The organism is Azospirillum sp. B2RO_4, from assembly GCF_051124815.1.
In the GTDB taxonomy this organism is placed as follows: Bacteria; Pseudomonadota; Alphaproteobacteria; order Azospirillales; family Azospirillaceae; genus Azospirillum.
Window position 1 is genome coordinate 506522 of sequence record NZ_CP118485.1, and the last position, 17228, is coordinate 523749.

The 17228-nt window shown below is 64.1% G+C and carries 28 protein-coding genes; all 28 read left to right on the forward strand.

The annotated features are described in order from the left end of the window. Positions 1-16: 16 nt before the first annotated feature. The 28 genes from PWS46_RS02250 (at position 17) to PWS46_RS02385 (ending at position 17165) form a co-directional block, all read left to right on the forward strand. Positions 17-700 carry a hypothetical protein gene (locus PWS46_RS02250; protein ID WP_434617506.1) on the forward strand — a complete coding sequence of 228 codons (684 nt, stop codon included), beginning with the start codon at positions 17-19 and terminating at the stop codon, positions 698-700. Between the two features lie 244 nt (positions 701-944). Further along, positions 945-1316: a 30S ribosomal protein S12 gene (rpsL, locus tag PWS46_RS02255; protein ID WP_012973201.1), complete on the forward strand. Its 372-nt coding sequence runs from the start codon at positions 945-947 to the stop codon at positions 1314-1316. Between the two features lie 12 nt (positions 1317-1328). Then, entirely contained in the window at positions 1329-1799 is a 471-nt protein-coding gene (rpsG, locus tag PWS46_RS02260) for a 30S ribosomal protein S7 (RefSeq protein ID WP_012973202.1), read from the forward strand. 27 nt (positions 1800-1826) lie between these two features. Further along, entirely contained in the window at positions 1827-3899 is a 2073-nt protein-coding gene (gene fusA / locus PWS46_RS02265) for an elongation factor G (RefSeq protein ID WP_434617512.1), read from the forward strand. A 38-nt stretch (positions 3900-3937) separates the two neighbouring features. Then, on the forward strand, positions 3938-5128 hold the full coding sequence (gene tuf / locus PWS46_RS02270) for an elongation factor Tu (RefSeq protein ID WP_085088099.1): 1191 nt from the start codon (positions 3938-3940) through the stop codon (positions 5126-5128). Between the two features lie 537 nt (positions 5129-5665). After that, entirely contained in the window at positions 5666-5974 is a 309-nt protein-coding gene (rpsJ, locus tag PWS46_RS02275; RefSeq protein WP_012973204.1) for a 30S ribosomal protein S10, read from the forward strand. Positions 5975-6034: 60 nt separating this feature from the next. After that, positions 6035-6745, forward strand: a complete 711-nt coding sequence (gene rplC / locus PWS46_RS02280; protein ID WP_044549480.1) for a 50S ribosomal protein L3 — start codon at positions 6035-6037, stop codon at positions 6743-6745. Between the two features lie 5 nt (positions 6746-6750). Next, positions 6751-7371 (forward strand): 50S ribosomal protein L4, encoded by a 621-nt coding sequence (rplD, locus tag PWS46_RS02285; RefSeq protein WP_063633868.1) that lies wholly within the window; start codon positions 6751-6753, stop codon positions 7369-7371. Next, positions 7368-7685, forward strand: coding sequence for a 50S ribosomal protein L23 (locus PWS46_RS02290; protein WP_012973207.1), 318 nt, complete (start codon positions 7368-7370; stop codon positions 7683-7685). The genes rplD and PWS46_RS02290 overlap by 4 nt, the downstream gene beginning before the upstream one ends. 16 nt (positions 7686-7701) lie before the next feature. After that, entirely contained in the window at positions 7702-8529 is an 828-nt protein-coding gene (rplB, locus tag PWS46_RS02295) for a 50S ribosomal protein L2 (protein WP_012973208.1), read from the forward strand. A 12-nt stretch (positions 8530-8541) separates the two neighbouring features. Beyond that, positions 8542-8820, forward strand: coding sequence for a 30S ribosomal protein S19 (rpsS, locus tag PWS46_RS02300; RefSeq protein WP_012973209.1), 279 nt, complete (start codon positions 8542-8544; stop codon positions 8818-8820). Between the two features lie 3 nt (positions 8821-8823). After that, positions 8824-9219 (forward strand): 50S ribosomal protein L22, encoded by a 396-nt coding sequence (gene rplV, locus PWS46_RS02305; RefSeq protein WP_012973210.1) that lies wholly within the window; start codon positions 8824-8826, stop codon positions 9217-9219. After that, entirely contained in the window at positions 9219-9968 is a 750-nt protein-coding gene (gene rpsC, locus PWS46_RS02310) for a 30S ribosomal protein S3 (RefSeq protein ID WP_085088119.1), read from the forward strand. Before rplV ends, rpsC begins: the two co-directional genes overlap by 1 nt. A gap of 12 nt (positions 9969-9980) precedes the next feature. Next, complete coding sequence (gene rplP / locus PWS46_RS02315; RefSeq protein ID WP_014246894.1) at positions 9981-10412, forward strand: 50S ribosomal protein L16; 432 nt, start codon at positions 9981-9983, stop codon at positions 10410-10412. Beyond that, complete coding sequence (rpmC, locus tag PWS46_RS02320; protein WP_012973213.1) at positions 10409-10615, forward strand: 50S ribosomal protein L29; 207 nt, start codon at positions 10409-10411, stop codon at positions 10613-10615. Before rplP ends, rpmC begins: the two co-directional genes overlap by 4 nt. A gap of 12 nt (positions 10616-10627) precedes the next feature. Next, on the forward strand, positions 10628-10882 hold the full coding sequence (gene rpsQ / locus PWS46_RS02325; protein WP_014246895.1) for a 30S ribosomal protein S17: 255 nt from the start codon (positions 10628-10630) through the stop codon (positions 10880-10882). Positions 10883-10901: 19 nt separating this feature from the next. Then, positions 10902-11270 (forward strand): 50S ribosomal protein L14, encoded by a 369-nt coding sequence (gene rplN / locus PWS46_RS02330; protein ID WP_012973215.1) that lies wholly within the window; start codon positions 10902-10904, stop codon positions 11268-11270. Further along, positions 11270-11587 (forward strand): 50S ribosomal protein L24, encoded by a 318-nt coding sequence (gene rplX / locus PWS46_RS02335; protein WP_014246896.1) that lies wholly within the window; start codon positions 11270-11272, stop codon positions 11585-11587. The genes rplN and rplX overlap by 1 nt, the downstream gene beginning before the upstream one ends. Before the next feature lie 10 nt (positions 11588-11597). Further along, positions 11598-12140 (forward strand): 50S ribosomal protein L5, encoded by a 543-nt coding sequence (gene rplE / locus PWS46_RS02340; protein ID WP_012973217.1) that lies wholly within the window; start codon positions 11598-11600, stop codon positions 12138-12140. Between the two features lie 15 nt (positions 12141-12155). Further along, positions 12156-12461: a 30S ribosomal protein S14 gene (gene rpsN, locus PWS46_RS02345; protein WP_012973218.1), complete on the forward strand. Its 306-nt coding sequence runs from the start codon at positions 12156-12158 to the stop codon at positions 12459-12461. Between the two features lie 13 nt (positions 12462-12474). After that, on the forward strand, positions 12475-12873 hold the full coding sequence (gene rpsH / locus PWS46_RS02350; protein ID WP_085088120.1) for a 30S ribosomal protein S8: 399 nt from the start codon (positions 12475-12477) through the stop codon (positions 12871-12873). A gap of 13 nt (positions 12874-12886) precedes the next feature. Next, positions 12887-13420 (forward strand): 50S ribosomal protein L6, encoded by a 534-nt coding sequence (gene rplF / locus PWS46_RS02355; RefSeq protein WP_149197555.1) that lies wholly within the window; start codon positions 12887-12889, stop codon positions 13418-13420. A gap of 5 nt (positions 13421-13425) precedes the next feature. Continuing rightward, a complete protein-coding gene (gene rplR, locus PWS46_RS02360) occupies positions 13426-13788 on the forward strand; it encodes a 50S ribosomal protein L18 (RefSeq protein ID WP_014246901.1) in 363 nt (120 codons plus the stop codon). Between the two features lie 12 nt (positions 13789-13800). Continuing rightward, a complete protein-coding gene (gene rpsE / locus PWS46_RS02365; RefSeq protein WP_014246902.1) occupies positions 13801-14370 on the forward strand; it encodes a 30S ribosomal protein S5 in 570 nt (189 codons plus the stop codon). Positions 14371-14372: 2 nt separating this feature from the next. Beyond that, positions 14373-14564, forward strand: coding sequence for a 50S ribosomal protein L30 (gene rpmD / locus PWS46_RS02370; protein WP_014246903.1), 192 nt, complete (start codon positions 14373-14375; stop codon positions 14562-14564). 4 nt (positions 14565-14568) lie between these two features. Continuing rightward, positions 14569-15054: a 50S ribosomal protein L15 gene (gene rplO / locus PWS46_RS02375; RefSeq protein ID WP_434617528.1), complete on the forward strand. Its 486-nt coding sequence runs from the start codon at positions 14569-14571 to the stop codon at positions 15052-15054. 123 nt (positions 15055-15177) lie between these two features. Then, on the forward strand, positions 15178-16518 hold the full coding sequence (gene secY / locus PWS46_RS02380; RefSeq protein ID WP_434617531.1) for a preprotein translocase subunit SecY: 1341 nt from the start codon (positions 15178-15180) through the stop codon (positions 16516-16518). Continuing rightward, entirely contained in the window at positions 16518-17165 is a 648-nt protein-coding gene (locus PWS46_RS02385) for an adenylate kinase (RefSeq protein ID WP_434617534.1), read from the forward strand. The genes secY and PWS46_RS02385 overlap by 1 nt, the downstream gene beginning before the upstream one ends. Positions 17166-17228 lie beyond the last annotated feature (63 nt).

Consider the following 17228-nt stretch of genomic DNA (forward strand, 5'->3'; position numbering starts at 1 on the left):
TCGTTGAGGGGTTGATATGCCTAGGGAAACGCATTTAAAGATTGACGAACTTGCTGCTATTTCCCCTGAACCTGACAAGGGGCTCAGTGACCTGTTCAGGCTGGTAGAATCGAACTACCTAGCCGGTGGAACCACGCAAACATCGTTGTATCTCGCCGCCAGCTATCTCGTTGGGCATCTCGAAGCGCACACCGATTTGCTGAGTATCTCGCCCCCCAAGTTTGAATCCACAAATGAAGTTGCTCGGTACATTGATGCCGTGAGATTCAAAATCGCGACTCTAACGGCCAAACGTCAAGCTCTTGAATCAATAAACGGAATGAAAGACATAGCTCGCGTCAAAATTGACGAAGGCTATAAATCTAATATACGAGAGTTAATCGGATCGATAAGAAAAGAAATTGATCGTGCCGACATCGATTCAGATCGAAAACACCTTATCATCAAGAGGTTGAATGCTTTCGCGAACGAGATCGAAAAGCAATTTACCGATCTTCAAGCGCTCGGCAGGTTCATCATAACGATTACAGGCTTTGTTGGCGATGCTTCGAAGAAGCTCGAGCCCGCCGTTCGCCTTGTGGAGCGAATGAGGAAACAAGTGGCCGAGGCGGAGGAAAGCGCACGAAATATTGCATTGCCTGCTCCCGAAGCTCAGCTTCAGTTGCCTCCCCCTGGCGAGGGGCAAGGTTTGGATGAGTAGGCGGCTAGCGTCTGATAGCGACTAACTGCTATTGACTCTCCCGCGGCCTTTCCCTAAAGTCCGCGAACTTCAAAGGACGCCGGGGCTCTCCGTGCGTCCGCTTGAATCCACCGATCCCGCCGATCGGAGTCCTCCGATCGGCTTTCGCTCATTCAGCCCGCTCGGAACGGCGACGTTTCGCAGGCGGGCTTTTGCTTCGTCCGGCTCGTCCGGCCGAGTGATCTTGAAGGGATGAAGGGCAGATATGCCGACGATCAACCAGTTGATCCGTAAGCCGCGCGAGCCGTTGGCCGCGCGCAACAAGGTTCCCGCGATGGAGGCCTGCCCGCAGAAGCGTGGCGTCTGCACTCGCGTTTACACCACCACCCCGAAGAAGCCGAACTCGGCGCTCCGTAAGGTCGCCCGCGTTCGTCTGACGAACGGCTTCGAGGTGACGAGCTACATCCCTGGCGAGGGCCACAACCTCCAGGAACACTCGGTGGTCATGATCCGCGGCGGTCGTGTGAAGGATCTTCCCGGCGTTCGCTACCACATCATTCGCGGCACGCTGGATACCCAGGGCGTCAAGGATCGTAAGCAGCGTCGTTCGAAGTACGGCGCGAAGCGTCCGAAGTAAGGAGAACTCACGATGTCCCGTCGTCATCGCGCCGAGAAGCGTGAAGTCCTGCCGGACGCCAAGTACGGCGACCGCGTCCTGACGAAGTTCATGAACTGCCTGATGCTGGACGGCAAGAAGTCGGCCGCCGAAGGCATCGTCTACGGCGCCCTGGGCCGTATCGAGGTCAAGACCAAGAACGATCCCGTTCAGGTCTTCCACGACGCCCTCGCCAACGTGAAGCCGCACCTGGAAGTCCGCAGCCGCCGCGTCGGCGGTGCGACCTACCAGGTTCCGGTCGAGGTCCGTTCGGACCGCGCCCAGGCTCTCGCCATCCGTTGGCTGATCAGCGCCGCCCGCGCCCGCTCGGAAAACACCATGACCGAGCGTCTGTCGGGTGAGTTGCTCGATGCGGCCAGCCAGCGCGGCACTGCCGTGAAGAAGCGCGAAGACACGCACCGCATGGCGGAAGCCAACAAGGCGTTCTCGCACTACCGCTGGTAAGGTTCACGCCTGTCCTGGTGATTTTGCATGCCCCGTTCGCACGCCCTCGACCGTTACCGCAACATCGGCATCATGGCTCACATCGATGCCGGCAAGACGACGACGACCGAGCGCATCCTGTTCTATACCGGCAAGTCCTATCGCATGGGCGAGGTCAATGACGGCACCGCCGTCATGGACTGGATGGAGCAGGAGCAGGAGCGGGGCATCACCATCACCTCGGCAGCGACGACCTGTTTCTGGCGCGACCACCGCATCAACATCATCGACACGCCCGGCCACGTGGATTTCACCATCGAGGTCGAGCGGTCCTTGCGTGTCCTGGATGGCGCCGTTGCCATCTTCGATGCGGTTGCGGGGGTCGAGCCCCAGACTGAGACCGTGTGGCGGCAGGCCGACAAGTACGGCGTGCCGCGCATGGCCTTCGTCAACAAGATGGACCGCGTCGGCGCGGACTTCGCCGGCTGCATCGCCATGATGGCCGACCGGCTGGGCGTCAAACCGCTGGTCCTGCAACTTCCCATCGGCAGCGAAACCGGTTTTTCCGGCATCGTCGATCTGGTCGACATGCGCGCCACGATCTGGAAGGCCGAGACGCTCGGCGCCGAATTCGAACACACCGACATTCCCGATGATCTGGCCGAAGCCGCCGCAAAAGCCCGTCAGGCGCTGCTGGAGGCTGTGCTCGATCTCGACGAGGCGGCGATGGCCGCCTATCTGGAGCGCGGCGAGGAGCCGGCGCCGGATGCTCTGCGCGCGCTGATCCGCAAGTGCACGATCTCCAACGCCGTGGTCCCGGTGCTCTGCGGATCGGCCTTCCGCAACAAGGGCATCCAGCCGATGCTCGACGCGGTGGTCCATTACCTGCCGGCGCCAAACGACATCGGCGCAGTCACCGGCCACGCGGTCGGCGGCGACCGCTCTGAGGAACGCGCGGCCAACGACAGCGCCCCATTCTCGGGTCTTGCCTTCAAGGTGATGAACGATCCCTATGTCGGGACGCTCACCTTCTGTCGCATCTATTCCGGCACCGTCAGCGTCGGTGATTCGCTGCTGAACCCCGTGAAGGGCGAGCGCGAGAAGATCGGCCGTATGCTGCTGATGCATGCCAACAGCCGCGAAGACATCGAGCGCGCGCACACCGGCGACATCGTGGCCTTCGCCGGGCTGGAGCACACCGCGACCGGCGACACGCTCTGCGACCCTGCCAAGCCGATCGTGCTGGAGCGCCTGGACGTTCCGGAACCGGTGATCGAGATCGTGGTTGAACCGCGCACCGAAGCCGACCACGAGAAGATGGCGGCGGCGCTGAACCGGTTGGGCCATGAAGACCCCTCGCTGCAGGTCTCTGTCGACCGTGAAAGCGGCCAGACCGTCATTCGCGGCATGGGCGAACTGCACCTCGACATCATTGTCGACCGCATGAAGCGCGAGTTCCGCGTCGATGCCGGCGTCGGCGCGCCGAAGGTGGCCTACCGCGAAACGGTGCTGCGCTCCGCCGAGATCGACCATGTCCATGCCCGTCAGACCGGCGACCGTGCCCAGTTCGCCCGTGTGACGCTGAAGCTCGAGGCGCTCGACCGTGGCGCCGGCTTCGTGTTCGAGAACCGCGCCGCCGGCTTGGCGCGCGAGTTCGTCGCCGGCGTGCAGAAGGGGCTTGAGGCTGCCAAGGACAGCGGCGTCGTCGCCGGTTATCCGGTGGTGGACGTCAAGGCGACCCTGGTCGCCGGCGAGGCGCACGACGTCGACTCCTCGCCGCTCGCCTTTGAACTGGCGGCGCGGAGCGCATTCCGCGAGGCCATGACAAAAGCCGCTCCGGCGCTGTTGGAACCGCTGATGCGGGTCGAAATCATCACGCCGGACGACTATATGGGCGACGTCATCGGCGACCTGAACGGTCGCCGCGGACAGATCACCGGCATGGATCAGCGCGGCAACGCGCGAATCGTCACGGGACTGGTTCCCTTGGCGGCCATGTTCGGCTATGTGAACTCCCTGCGCTCCATGAGTCAGGGCCGCGCGCAGTACAGCATGCAGTTCGACCATTATGAGCCGGTGCCACAGGCCATCGCGGACGGCGTCCGCGCCAAGGTGGCCTGAAGACCGCTGGAACGATTGAGAAACGGAGAGACCACCCCATGGCGAAGGCAAAGTTCGAGCGGAACAAGCCGCACTGCAACGTTGGCACGATCGGCCACGTCGACCACGGCAAGACGTCGCTGACGGCGGCGATCACGAAGGTGCTGGCGGAGTCCGGCGGCGCCACCTTCACCGCTTACGACCAGATCGACAAGGCGCCGGAAGAGAAGGCGCGCGGCATCACGATCTCGACCGCCCACGTCGAGTACGAGACGACCAACCGCCACTACGCGCACGTCGACTGCCCCGGCCACGCCGACTACGTGAAGAACATGATCACGGGCGCCGCCCAGATGGACGGCGCGATCCTGGTCGTGTCGGCCGCCGACGGCCCGATGCCGCAGACCCGCGAGCACATCCTGCTGGCCCGCCAGGTCGGCGTCCCGGCTCTGGTGGTGTTCCTGAACAAGGTCGACATGGTCGACGATCCGGAACTGCTGGAGCTGGTCGAGCTGGAAGTTCGCGAGCTGCTGTCGTCCTACCAGTTCCCGGGTGACGACATTCCGATCACCAAGGGCTCGGCGCTGTGCGCGCTGGAAGACCGTCAGCCGGAGATCGGCCGCGACGCCGTCCTGGCTCTGATGAAGACGGTGGACGAGTACATCCCGCAGCCGGAGCGTCCGAAGGACCGTCCGTTCCTGATGCCGATCGAAGACGTGTTCTCGATCTCGGGCCGCGGCACCGTGGTGACCGGCCGTGTCGAGCGCGGCATCGTGAAGGTTGGTGACGAAGTCGAGATCGTCGGCCTGAAGGCGACGGTGAAGACGACGGTGACCGGCGTCGAGATGTTCCGCAAGCTGCTCGACTCGGGTGAGGCCGGCGACAACATCGGCGCGCTGCTGCGCGGCACCAAGCGCGAGGACGTCGAGCGCGGCCAGGTTCTGGCCAAGCCGGGTTCGATCACCCCGCACACCAAGTTCAAGGCCGAAGCCTACATCCTGACGAAGGAAGAGGGCGGCCGTCACACCCCGTTCTTCACCAACTACCGTCCGCAGTTCTACTTCCGTACGACGGACGTGACGGGCATGGTCTCGCTGCCGGAAGGCGTCGAGATGGTGATGCCGGGCGACAACGTCGCCATGGACGTGGCTCTGATCGCCCCGATCGCCATGGACGAAGGCCTGCGCTTCGCCATCCGCGAAGGCGGCCGCACCGTCGGCGCCGGCGTCGTTGCCAAGATCGTCGAGTGATGACCCGTCCGGCAGTCGCCGCAGGGTGACCGCCGGAGGGAAGGGTAGGGCGGCGGGAGTTCCACCCCGTCGACGGTTGTAAGAGACGGGCCGTCTCCTCCGCGCAAGCGGGGCGGGCGGCCCGCCCGGTTCTAGCCATCGGGCGTCGGCATTCGGGTCCGTCCGCCTGTCGATCCAGCTTCCTCCGCTTGGGGGGAGATTCAGGATTGACACGCGGGCGCTGAACGCCTAGAGAATACGCCCTCTGGATTTTGGGTTGGTGGTAGGCAGCTTCGGCCTAGACGCAGCCCGAGACGAACGGCACGGCGCGCCTCACTGGGGCGCGCCGTCTGCTGAACGGAACATCCCCTTTGCGCATCCGCCGCGGGGGATGTTCTTTTTCGTATCGGCCCGTCGCATCGGTCACAGTGTCGCCCGTCGGCCCCGCTTCGGTGGTTCGGCGCGCGGCCTTGCGCTGTCGGCGAAGCCCCAAAGCAGCTCGTGGAGTTCCGGTGACGCGTCCGCGTCATCGCTAGAAGGTGCAAGGGACGTTTGGACATGGACAGCCAGAACATCCGCATCCGTCTGAAGGCGTTCGATCATCGCGTGCTCGACCAGTCGACCAGCGAGATCGTCAACACCGCCAAGCGGACCGGCGCGCGCGTGCGGGGCCCGATTCCCCTGCCGACGCACATCGAAAAGTTCACCGTGAACCGCTCGCCGCACATCGACAAGAAGTCGCGCGAGCAGTTCGAGATCCGCACCCACAAGCGCCTGCTCGACATCGTCGATCCGACGCCGCAGACCGTGGATGCTCTGATGAAGCTCGACCTCGCCGCCGGCGTCGACGTCGAGATCAAGCTCTGATTTTGGTTGGTAAGGGACCTCTCCGGTAAGCGGATGTCCCTGGTCAGGAGATAAAGAACAATGCGATCCGGTTTGATCGCGCAGAAGGTCGGCATGACCCGCGTCTTTACGGACGACGGCCAGCATGTTCCGGTCACTGTGCTGAAAGTCGACAGCTGCCAGGTCGTCGCCGTTCGCACCGAGGAGAAGGATGGCTACACCGCCGTCCAGCTCGGCGCGGGCGCCATCAAGGTCAAGAACGTCAACAAGCCTGAGCGTGGGCATTTCGCCAAGGCGCGCGTGGAACCGAAGCGCAAGCTGGTCGAGTTCCGCGTCGATGCCGATGCCCTGATCGAGGTCGGTGCCGAGCTGTCGGCCGCCCACTTCGTCGCCGGCCAGTACGTCGACGTCACCGGCACCTCCATCGGCAAGGGCTTTGCCGGTGCGATGAAGCGCTGGAACTTCGGTGGTCTGCGCGCCACGCACGGCGTGTCGGTGTCGCACCGTTCGCACGGTTCGACGGGTAACCGTCAGGACCCCGGCAAGGTCTTCAAGAACAAGAAGATGGCCGGTCATCTCGGTGACGAGCGGGTCACGGTCCTGAACCTGCAGGTCGTTGCCGTCGACGAAGCCCGTGGTCTGATCATGCTCAAGGGTGCCGTCCCCGGCGCCGAAGGCGGTTGGCTGCGCATCCGTGACGCCGTCAAGAAGAAGGCTCCGGAAGGCCTGCCCTTCCCGGCCGGCATCAAGTCTGCTCCGGCGGCGGAAGCCCCGGCCGAGACGCAGGAGTGAGCGCCATGAAGGCCACGATCAAGAACCTGAACAACGAAGCCGTCGGCGAGATCGAGCTGTCGGACGCCGTGTTCGGCCTGCCGACCCGCACCGACCTCCTGGCCCGCATGGTCAACTGGCAGCTGGCCAAGCGCCGCTCCGGTAACCACAAGACCAAGGGCATCAGCGAGATCAGCGGCACGACCAAGAAGCCCTACTCGCAGAAGGGCACCGGTCGCGCTCGTCAGGGCTCCATCCGTTCGCCGCAGTTCCGCGGCGGTGCGACGATCTTCGGCCCGGTCGTGCGTTCGCACGCCCATGAGCTGACCAAGAAGGTCCGCAAGCTGGCGCTCAAGACCGCCCTGTCGGCCAAGGCCGCCGAGGGCAAGCTGATCGTCCTGGAGGCTGCGGCCGCCGAGACGCACAAGACCAAGGAACTGGCGGCCCGTCTCGCCACCCTCGGCCTGACTTCGGCGCTGATCATCGATGGCTCGAACCTGGACGAGAACTTCGCCAAGGCTTCGCGCAACATCCCGCTGATCGACGTGCTGCCGGAGCAGGGTGCGAACGTCTACGACATTCTCCGCCGCGATACGCTGGTCCTGACCCGCAACGCGGTCGAGCAACTGGAGGCTCGCCTGAAATGAGCAAGCAGTCGAAACCTGCGGTGAGCCAGGAGCGGATGTACGACCTGATCCTCGCTCCCGTCATCACCGAGAAGTCGACGTTGGTGTCGGAGCATAACCAGGTCACGTTCCGCGTGCCGCTCACGGCCTCCAAGCCGGAGATCAAGGCCGCCGTTGAAGGTCTCTTCAACGTCAAGGTGACCGCGGTCAACACCCTGGTTTCCAAGGGCAAGACCAAGCGGTTCCGCGGCACCATCGGCCGTCGCTCGGACTTCAAGAAGGCCGTCGTCACCCTCGCCGAGGGTAACAAGATCGACGTGACCACGGGCATCTGAGCGGGAGTGTGATCCGATGGCTCTGAAGCAATACCGCCCGATTACGCCGTCGCTCCGCCAGCTGGTCATCGTTGACCGCTCGGAGCTGTGGAAGGGCAAGCCGGTCAAGACCCTCACCGAGGGCCTGACCAAGTCTGGTGGACGCAACAACACCGGCCGCATCACCGCGCGCCGGATGGGTGGCGGTCACAAGCGCACCTACCGTCTGGTGGACTTCAAGCGTCGCAAGTTCGACGTTCCTGCCACCGTCGAGCGGCTCGAATATGATCCGAACCGCACGGCCTTCATCGCGCTGATCAAGTACCAGGATGGGACCCTGTCCTACATCCTGGCGCCGCAGCGCCTGAAGGTCGGCGACACCGTGATCTCCGGCGAGCGCGTCGACGTGAAGCCCGGCAACGCGATGCCGCTGAAGAACATCCCGGTCGGTTCGATTGTGCACAACGTCGAGCTGAAGGCCGGCAAGGGTGGTCAGGTGGCTCGTTCCGCCGGCACCTACCTGCAGCTGGTCGGCCGCGACGGCGGCTACGCCCAGCTGAAGCTGCCGTCCGGTGAGCTGCGCATGGTTCGTGGCGAGTGCATGGCCACCCTCGGTGCCGTGTCCAACCCGGACCAGATGAACACCAACCTGGGCAAGGCCGGCCGCAACCGCTGGCTGGGCAAGCGTCCGTCGGTCCGTGGCGTCGCCATGAACCCGATCGACCACCCGCACGGTGGTGGTGAGGGTCGCACCTCGGGCGGCCGTCATCCGGTCACGCCGTGGGGCAAGCCGACCAAGGGCAAGAAGACTCGTCACAACAAGAAGACGGATGGCCTGATCCTGCGCCGCCGTCATTCGAAGTAAGGAGGTCGAACGATGGCACGCTCCGTTTGGAAGGGCCCGTTCGTCGACGGCTATCTGCTGAAGAAGGCGGACAAGAGCCGGGCTTCGGGCCGCAACGAGATCATCAAGATCTGGTCGCGTCGTTCGACCATCCTGCCGCAGTTCGTCGGTCTGACGTTCGGCGTCTACAACGGCCACAAGTTCCTGCCGGTTCTGGTTACCGAGCACATGATCGGTCACAAGTTCGGCGAGTTCGCTCCGACGCGGACCTTCTATGGCCACGCGGCGGACAAGAAGGCGAAGAGGAAGTAAGCCATGGGCAAGTCTGCCAACCCCAGCCGGGTCGCGGAGAACGAGGCTCTGGCCCGCAATCCGATGATCCGCACCAGCCCGCGGAAGCTCAACCTCGTCGCCCAGCTCATCCGGAACATGGATGCCAGCCGTGCCGTGGCCGAGCTGACCTTCTCCAAGCGCCGCATCGCCGGCGAGGTGAAGAAGGTCCTGCAGGCCGCGATCGCGAACGCCGAGAACAACCACCAGCTCGACGTCGACCGTCTGTACGTGTCGTCGGCGACGGTCGGTCGCGCTCTGGTGATGAAGCGCTTCCACGCCCGTGCCCGCGGTCGTGGCGCCCGGGTCGAGAAGCTGTTCAGCAACCTGACGATCATCGTCCGCGAGCGTGACGCCGCCGTTGCCGAGGGGGCCGAGTAATGGGTCAGAAAATCAATCCGATCGGGCTGCGCCTCGGCATCAACCGGACCTGGGACAGCCGTTGGTTCGCCAAGCGCGACTACGCCAACCTGCTGCACCAGGACCTGAAGCTGCGCGGCTATCTGCAGGGTCGCCTGCAGCAGGCCGGCTGCTCGCGCGTCGTCATCGAACGTCCGGCCAAGAAGGCTCGCATCACCATCCACTCGGCCCGTCCGGGCGTGGTGATCGGCAAGAAGGGCGCGGACATCGAGAAGCTGCGTCTTGAGCTGTCGAAGATGACCGGCAGCGAGGTGAGCCTGAACATCGTCGAGATCCGCAAGCCGGAAATCGACGCTCGCCTCATCGCTGAGAACATCGCCAGCCAGCTCGAGCGCCGCGTGGCATTTCGTCGCGCCATGAAGCGCGCCGTGCAGTCCGCCATGCGTCTGGGCGCCCAGGGCATCCGGATCAACTGCTCGGGCCGTCTCGGCGGTGCGGAAATCGCCCGCATGGAGTGGTACCGCGAAGGCCGCGTTCCGCTGCACACCCTGCGCGCCGACATCGACTACGGTGTGGGCACCGCCAAGACCACCTACGGCACCTGCGGTGTCAAGGTGTGGGTGTTCAAGGGCGAGGTCATGGCTCACGACCCGATGGCGCAGGACAAGCGCATGGGTTCCGAGCCGGTGTCGACCGACGGCGAGCCGCGCCGCGATCGGCATGATCGTCGCGACCGTCGCGAGCGCTCCGAGCGCTCCGAACGCGAGTAAAGGGGCCGAGCGATGCTTTCTCCCAAGCGCACGAAATTCCGTAAGGCCCACAAGGGCCGCATCCACGGCAACGCCAAGGGCGGCACCGCCCTGAATTTCGGCTCCTTCGGCCTCAAGGCCCTGGAGCCGGAGCGTATCACCGCCCGGCAGATCGAAGCGGCCCGCCGCGCGATCACCCGCGCGATGAAGCGTCAGGGCCGCGTCTGGATCCGCATTTTCCCGGACCTCCCCGTCTCCACCAAGCCCGCCGAAGTCCGCATGGGTTCCGGTAAGGGTTCGCCGGAGTACTGGGCGGCTCGCGTGAAGCCCGGCCGCATCCTGTTTGAACTGGACGGCGTGCCGGCAGATGTGGCAAAAACCGCCTTCGCTCTGGCGGCCGCGAAGCTGCCGATCAAGGTGAAGCTGGTGACCCGCCTGGGCGGTGTCGAGGAGACCGCGGCATGAAGGCCGTAGACATTCGTACGAAGAGCGCGGATGAGCTGAACGATCAGCTCCTCCAGCTCAAGAAGGAGCAGTTCAACCTGCGTTTCCAGAAGGCTTCCGGCCAGCTGGAGAACACCGCGCGGGTGAACACGGTGCGCCGCGACATCGCCCGCATCAAGACCATCCTCGGCGAGCGTGCCCGCTCCGCCGACGCCGGCAAGTAAGGGGGATCATCCATGCCTCGCCGCGTTCTGCAGGGCACGGTGGTCAGCGACAAGTGCGACAAGACCGTTACGGTTCTTGTCGAGCGCCGTGTCATGCACCCCGTGTATAAGAAGTTCATTCGTCAGTCGAAGAAGTACGCCGCCCACGACGAGGGCAACCTGTTCAAGGTCGGCGATACCGTTTCGATCATCGAATGCCGCCCGATCTCGAAGTCCAAGCGTTGGACGGTCGTGACGGAATCCGCCGCCGACAGCGGCGCCGCGTGATAACGAAAGGTCGTAAACAATGATCCAGATGCAAACCAACCTGGAAGTCGCCGATAACAGCGGGGCGCGCCGGGTGCAGTGCATCAAGGTGCTTGGCGGGTCCAAGCGGAAGGTCGCGACCGTGGGCGACGTCATCGTCGTCTCGGTCAAGGAGGCCATTCCGAAGGGCCGCGTCAAGAAGGGCGACGTGCATCGCGCCGTCATCGTCCGCACCGCGAAGGAACTGCGTCGGGAGGACGGGTCGGCGATCCGTTTCGACCGGAATGCTGCCGTGCTGATCAACAAGCAGGGCGAGCCGATCGGCACCCGTATCTTCGGGCCGGTCACTCGTGAGCTGCGCGGCAAGAAGTTCATGAAGATCATCTCGCTGGCGCCGGAGGTGCTGTAATGGCCGCCAAGATCAAGACCAAGGACAAGGTCGTTGTCCTGACCGGCCGTGACAAGGGCAAGACCGGCGAGGTGTTGAAGGTTTTCCCGAAGGAGAACCGTGCCGTTGTGCAGGGCGTGAACGTGGTGAAGAAGCACCAGCGTGCCAGCGCCCGCTCGCAGGGTGGCATCATCGAGATGGAGGCGCCGATCAACGTCTCCAACCTCGCTCACGTCGATCCCAAGGATGGCAAGCCGACCCGCGTCGGTTTCAAGATCCTTGAGGATGGCCGCAAGGTGCGTGTCGCCAAGCGGTCCGGCGAAGTCATTGACCTGTGAGGACCCGGGCATGACCGCACGTCTGAAAGAAGTTTACGATTCCAAGATCCGCGCCGCTCTGAAGTCGGAATTCGGCTACAAGAACGACCTGGAAGTTCCGCGGATCGAGAAGATCGTGGTCAACATGGGTGTCGGCGAGGCTGTCGCCGACTCCAAGAAGATCCAGCTCGCCGTGGCCGAGATGGCCGCCATCACCGGTCAGAAGCCGGTGGTGACCAAGTCGCGCAAGTCGATCGCCCAGTTCAAGCTGCGCGAAGGCATGGCGATCGGCTGCAAGGTCACGCTCCGTCGCGACCGCATGTACGAGTTCCTGGATCGCCTGGTGACGATTGCGTTGCCGCGCGTCCGTGACTTCCGCGGTATTCCGGGTGACAGCTTTGACGGCCGTGGCAACTACGCCATGGGCGTCAAGGAGCAGATCATTTTCCCGGAGATCGATTACGACAAGATCGATCAAATCCGCGGCATGGACATCATCATCGTCACTTCGGCGAAGACCGACCAGGAAGCCAAGGCTCTCCTGAAGGGCTTCGACATGCCGTTCGTGAGCTGAGGCTGGAGCACGACCATGGCTAAGACCAGTGCCATCGAAAAGAACAAGCGTCGCGCCAAGCTGGCCAAGCAGTACGCGAACAAGCGTGCGCGCCTGAAGGCAATCGCGAACGACAAGACCCTCCCGCCGGAAGAGCAATTCGCTGCCCGCCTCAAGCTGGCCGAACTGCCGCGCAACTCCTCGAAGGTGCGCATCCGGAACCGCTGCGAAATGACCGGGCGTCCGCGCGCGTTCTATCGCAAGTTCAAGCTGTCCCGCGTCACGCTCCGCGAACTGGCCTCGACCGGCCAGATTCCGGGCATGACGAAGTCGAGCTGGTAAGGAGGGTCCGAGAATGTCTTTGAGCGATCCGCTCGGCGATATGCTGACCCGCATCCGCAACGGTCAGCACGCCCGCATGTCCGTTGTGGTTTCCCCGGCGTCTAAGCTGCGCGTCAACGTCCTGGAAGTTCTGAAGCGTGAAGGCTTCATCCGCGGCTGGTCCGAGGAAGAACTGCGTCCGGGCGTCAAGAACCTGAAGATCGAGCTGAAGTACCACGAAGGCGAGCCTGTCATTAAGCAGATCGCCCGTGTGTCCAAGCCCGGCCGTCGCGTGTATTCGAAGATCGCCGACCTGCCCCGCGTTTACAACGGGCTGGGTCTGTCGATCCTGTCGACCCCGCGCGGCGTGATGTCGGACAACGAGGCCCGCTCCGCCAACGTCGGCGGCGAAGTCCTCTGCCGCGTGTTCTAAGGGGGATTGGCAGATGTCGCGCATTGGCAAGCATCCCGTGCCGGTCCCGGCTGGCGTCGACGTGAAGGTCGACGGTCAGCAGGTCACGGCCAAGGGCAAGCTGGGGCAACTCAGCATGACCCTGATCGACGACATCACCGCCTCGCTGGAAGACGGCAAGGTGGTGGTGAAGCCGGCAAACGACAGCAAGCGCGCCCGCGTCATGTGGGCGACCTCGCGCACCCTGATCAACAACATGGTCACCGGTGTCAGCCAGGGCTTCACGATCAACCTGGAAATCAACGGCGTCGGTTACCGCGCGGCCGTGCAGGGCAAGGAGCTGGTCATGCAGCTCGGCTTCTCGCACGACGTGAAGTACCCGATCCCGGAAGGCATCACGATCAAGTGCGACAAGCCGACGGCCATCTCGGTCAGCGGCTACGACAAGCACAAGGTCGGCCAGGTTGCCGCCGAGATCCGCGGTTGGAAGAAGCCGGAGCCCTACAAGGGCAAGGGCATCAAGTACGAGACCGAAACCGTCCTGCGCAAGGAAGGTAAGAAGAAGTAACCGCCATGCTGAAGCCAAAGCAACTCCACGAGCGCCGCAAGCAGCGCGTGCGCGCGCAGATTGCCAAGAAGGCCGGCGGGCGCGTTCGCCTCTCGGTCTTCCGGTCCAATCTGCACATCTACGCCCAGATCATCGACGACGAAAACGGCAAGACGCTCGCGTCCGCCTCGTCGCTCGAGAAGGAGCTGCGCGAGCAGCTCAAGCACGGCGGCAACGTCGATGCTGCCAAGCGCATCGGCGAGCTGATCGCCGAGCGCGCCAAGGCCGCTGGGATTACCGAGGTCGTGTTCGACCGCGGTGGTTACATTTACCATGGCCGGGTCAAGGCCCTGGCCGACGCCGCCCGTGAGGGCGGGCTGTCGTTCTAAGGAGGCCCGGATATGGCACGTGAACGTGGGGAGCGGGATAACCGCGACCGGCAGCCGCGCGAGCGGGAAGAAAGCGAGCTGATCGAAAAGCTCGTCGGCATCAACCGCGTCGCCAAGGTGGTCAAGGGTGGTCGTCGCTTCGGCTTCGCCGCTCTGGTCGTCGTTGGCGACGGCAAGGGTCGGGTCGGCGTCGGCTCGGGCAAGGCCCGCGAGGTCCCGGAAGCCATCCGCAAGGCGACCGATCAGGCCAAGCGCGGCATGATCCGCGTCCCGCTGCGCGAAGGCCGCACGCTGCATCATGACACCAACGGCCACTTCGGTGCCGGCAAGGTCGTGCTGCGGGCCGCTCCGGCCGGTACCGGCATCATCGCCGGTGGTCCGATGCGCGCGATCTTCGAGGCTCTCGGCGTCGCTGACGTCGTGACCAAGTCGATCGGCACGTCGAACCCGCACAACATGATCAAGGCGACCTTCGACGCCCTGACCCAGGTCACCAGCCCGCGGTCCGTCGCGGCGCGTCGCGGTCGTCGCGTGAGCGACATCCTCGGCCGTCGCGAGGCCGGCGCCGGACAGGAGGCCTGATCATGGCGGAGAAGAAGACCGTCGTCGTGACCCAGATCGGCAGCCCGATCGGCCGCAAGCACGACCAGCGCGAGACGCTGGTCGGTCTGGGTCTCAACAAGCTGCACCGGACCCGCGAGCTGGAGGACACTCCGGCCGTGCGGGGCATGATCGCCAAGGTCGCGCACCTGGTCCGCGTCGAGAACGAGGGCTGAGATCATGACCAAGCTTAATGACCTGCGTGACAACGCCGGTGCCCGCAAGGCGCGCATGCGCGTCGGTCGCGGTATCGGTTCGGGCAAGGGCAAGACCGCTGGCCGCGGCGTGAAGGGTCAGACCTCGCGCACCGGCGTGGCGATCAACGGCTTCGAAGGCGGGCAGATGCCTCTGCACCGCCGCCTGCCGAAGCGCGGTTTCCGGAACATCTTCGCCAAGGAATACTCGGTGGTTAACCTGGGCATGGTCCAGAAGGCCATCGACCTGGGCAAGCTGAACGCCGCCGAGACCATCGATGCCGCGGCGCTCAACGCCGCTGGCGTCACCGGCAAGGTGAAGAAGGACGGTGTCCGTCTGCTGGGCAAGGGCGAGCTGACCACGAAGGTTTCCTTCACGGTCGCCGGCGCGTCCAAGTCGGCGATCGAGGCCGTCGAGAAGGCGGGTGGCAGCGTCACGCTGACCGCTCCCGCCGCCGAAGCCGCCGAGTAAAGTTCCGCGACAAGCCCGTGCTTGCGCGCGGGCTTTCGTGGCACTACAAAAAGCGAAGTCGCGAGGGGCGGCCTGCGTCATGCAGTGCCGCCCCGTTCGCGCTTACGGGACAGGGATTGGACCATGGCATCAGCGGCCGAGCAGCTTGCCGCCAACATCAATTTCGGGGCTTTCTCCAAGGCGACCGAGCTGAAAAAGCGGATTTGGTTCACCTTGGCGGCCCTGATCGTCTACCGGCTGGGCACATACATTCCGATTCCGGGCATCGATCCGCACATCCTGCAGGACGTGTTCAAGCAGCAGGGCAGCGGCATTCTCGGCATGTTCGACATGCTGGCCGGCGGCGCGCTGCACCGCATGACCATCTTCGCGCTCAACATCATGCCGTACATCTCGGCGTCGATTATCGTGCAGCTGCTGACCGCCGTGTCGCCGCAGATGGAGGCGATGAAGAAGGAAGGCGAGGCCGGGCGCAAGAAGCTCAACCAGTACACCCGATTCGGCACGGTGGCGCTTGCCACGGTCCAGGCCTATGGACTCGCGGTCGGTCTCGAGTCGATGCGCGGCTCGACCGGTGCGGCGGTGATGGACCCAGGCCTGTTCTTCCGCGTCGCCACGGTCATCACGCTGGTCGGCGGCACCATGTTCCTGATGTGGCTGGGCGAGCAGATCACCGCCCGCGGCATCGGCAACGGCACCTCGCTGATCATCTTCGCCGGCATCGTCGCGGAACTGCCGCGCGCGCTGGTCAATACGCTGGAACTCGGCCGCCAGGGCGCGTTGTCCACCGTCTTCATCATCCTGATGCTGCTGATGGCGGTGGGCGTCGTGTTCTTCATCGTCTTTATGGAGCGCGCCCAGCGCCGTCTGCTCGTGCAGTACCCGAAGCGACAGGTCGGCAACCGGGTGTTCGGCGGCGAAGCGTCGCACCTGCCGCTGAAGATGAACACGGCCGGCGTCATTCCGCCCATCTTCGCGTCGTCGCTGCTGCTGCTGCCGCTGACCGCGGTGGGCTTCGCCGGCGGCGAGGGGCCGGAGTGGCTGCAGGCGGTTTCGCGCTACGTCGCGCACGGTACGCCGCTCTATATGCTGCTGTACGCCTCGCTGATCGTGTTCTTCTGCTTCTTCTACACCGCCATCGTCTTCAACCCGACGGAGACGGCCGACAATCTGCGCAAGTACGGCGGCTTCATCCCGGGCATCCGTCCGGGCAAGAACACCGCCGACCACATCGACTATGTGCTGACGCGGCTGACGGTCATCGGCTCCGCCTACCTTGTGGCGGTTTGTCTCCTCCCCGAAATCCTGATATCCCAGCACTCGGTTCCGTTTTATTTTGGCGGCACCAGCCTGCTGATCGTGGTCACCGTCACGATGGACACGGTCGCGCAGATTCATTCCCACCTGCTGGCTCACCAGTATGAGGGATTGATCAAGAAATCTAAGCTTCGGGGGAGAAAGTAATGAACCTCATACTGCTCGGTCCGCCGGGCGCCGGGAAGGGGACCCAGGCGCGCCGTCTGGAAGACACTCGTGGTCTGGTGCAGTTGTCGACCGGCGACATGCTCCGCGCCATGGTGGCGGAAGGCGGGCCGCTCGGGCAGCAGGCGAAGGAGATCATGGCCGCCGGCAAGCTGATGCCGGACGAGCTGATGGTCAGCATGATCGCCGAGCGCATTTCGAAGCCGGACGTGAAGAATGGCTTCATCCTCGACGGTTTCCCGCGCACCGTGGCCCAGGCCGAGGCGCTCGATAAGATGCTCGACGAGAAGGGCCTGAAGCTCGACCATGTGATCGAGATGCGGGTGGTCGACGACGTGCTGGTGGAACGCATCACCGGCCGTTACACCTGCGCCAAGTGCGGCAAGGGCTATCACGACAGCTTCGAGAAGCCGAAGGTCGAGGGCGTCTGCGATGTCTGCGGCAGCACTGAATTCAAGCGGCGCGCCGACGACAATGCGGAGACGGTGACCACCCGTCTGGCCCAGTACCATCAGCAAACGGCGCCGATCCTGCCCTATTATCAGGGCCGCGGCGTGCTGAAGGTGGTGGACGGCATGGCCGACATCGATGAGGTGACCAAGCAGATCGAGTCGATCCTCGCCAGTTGAGGATCGCCGCCGTTCTGATGTGAAGAAGGCCGCAGTTTCCGTCGGGAGGCTGCGGCCTTTTTC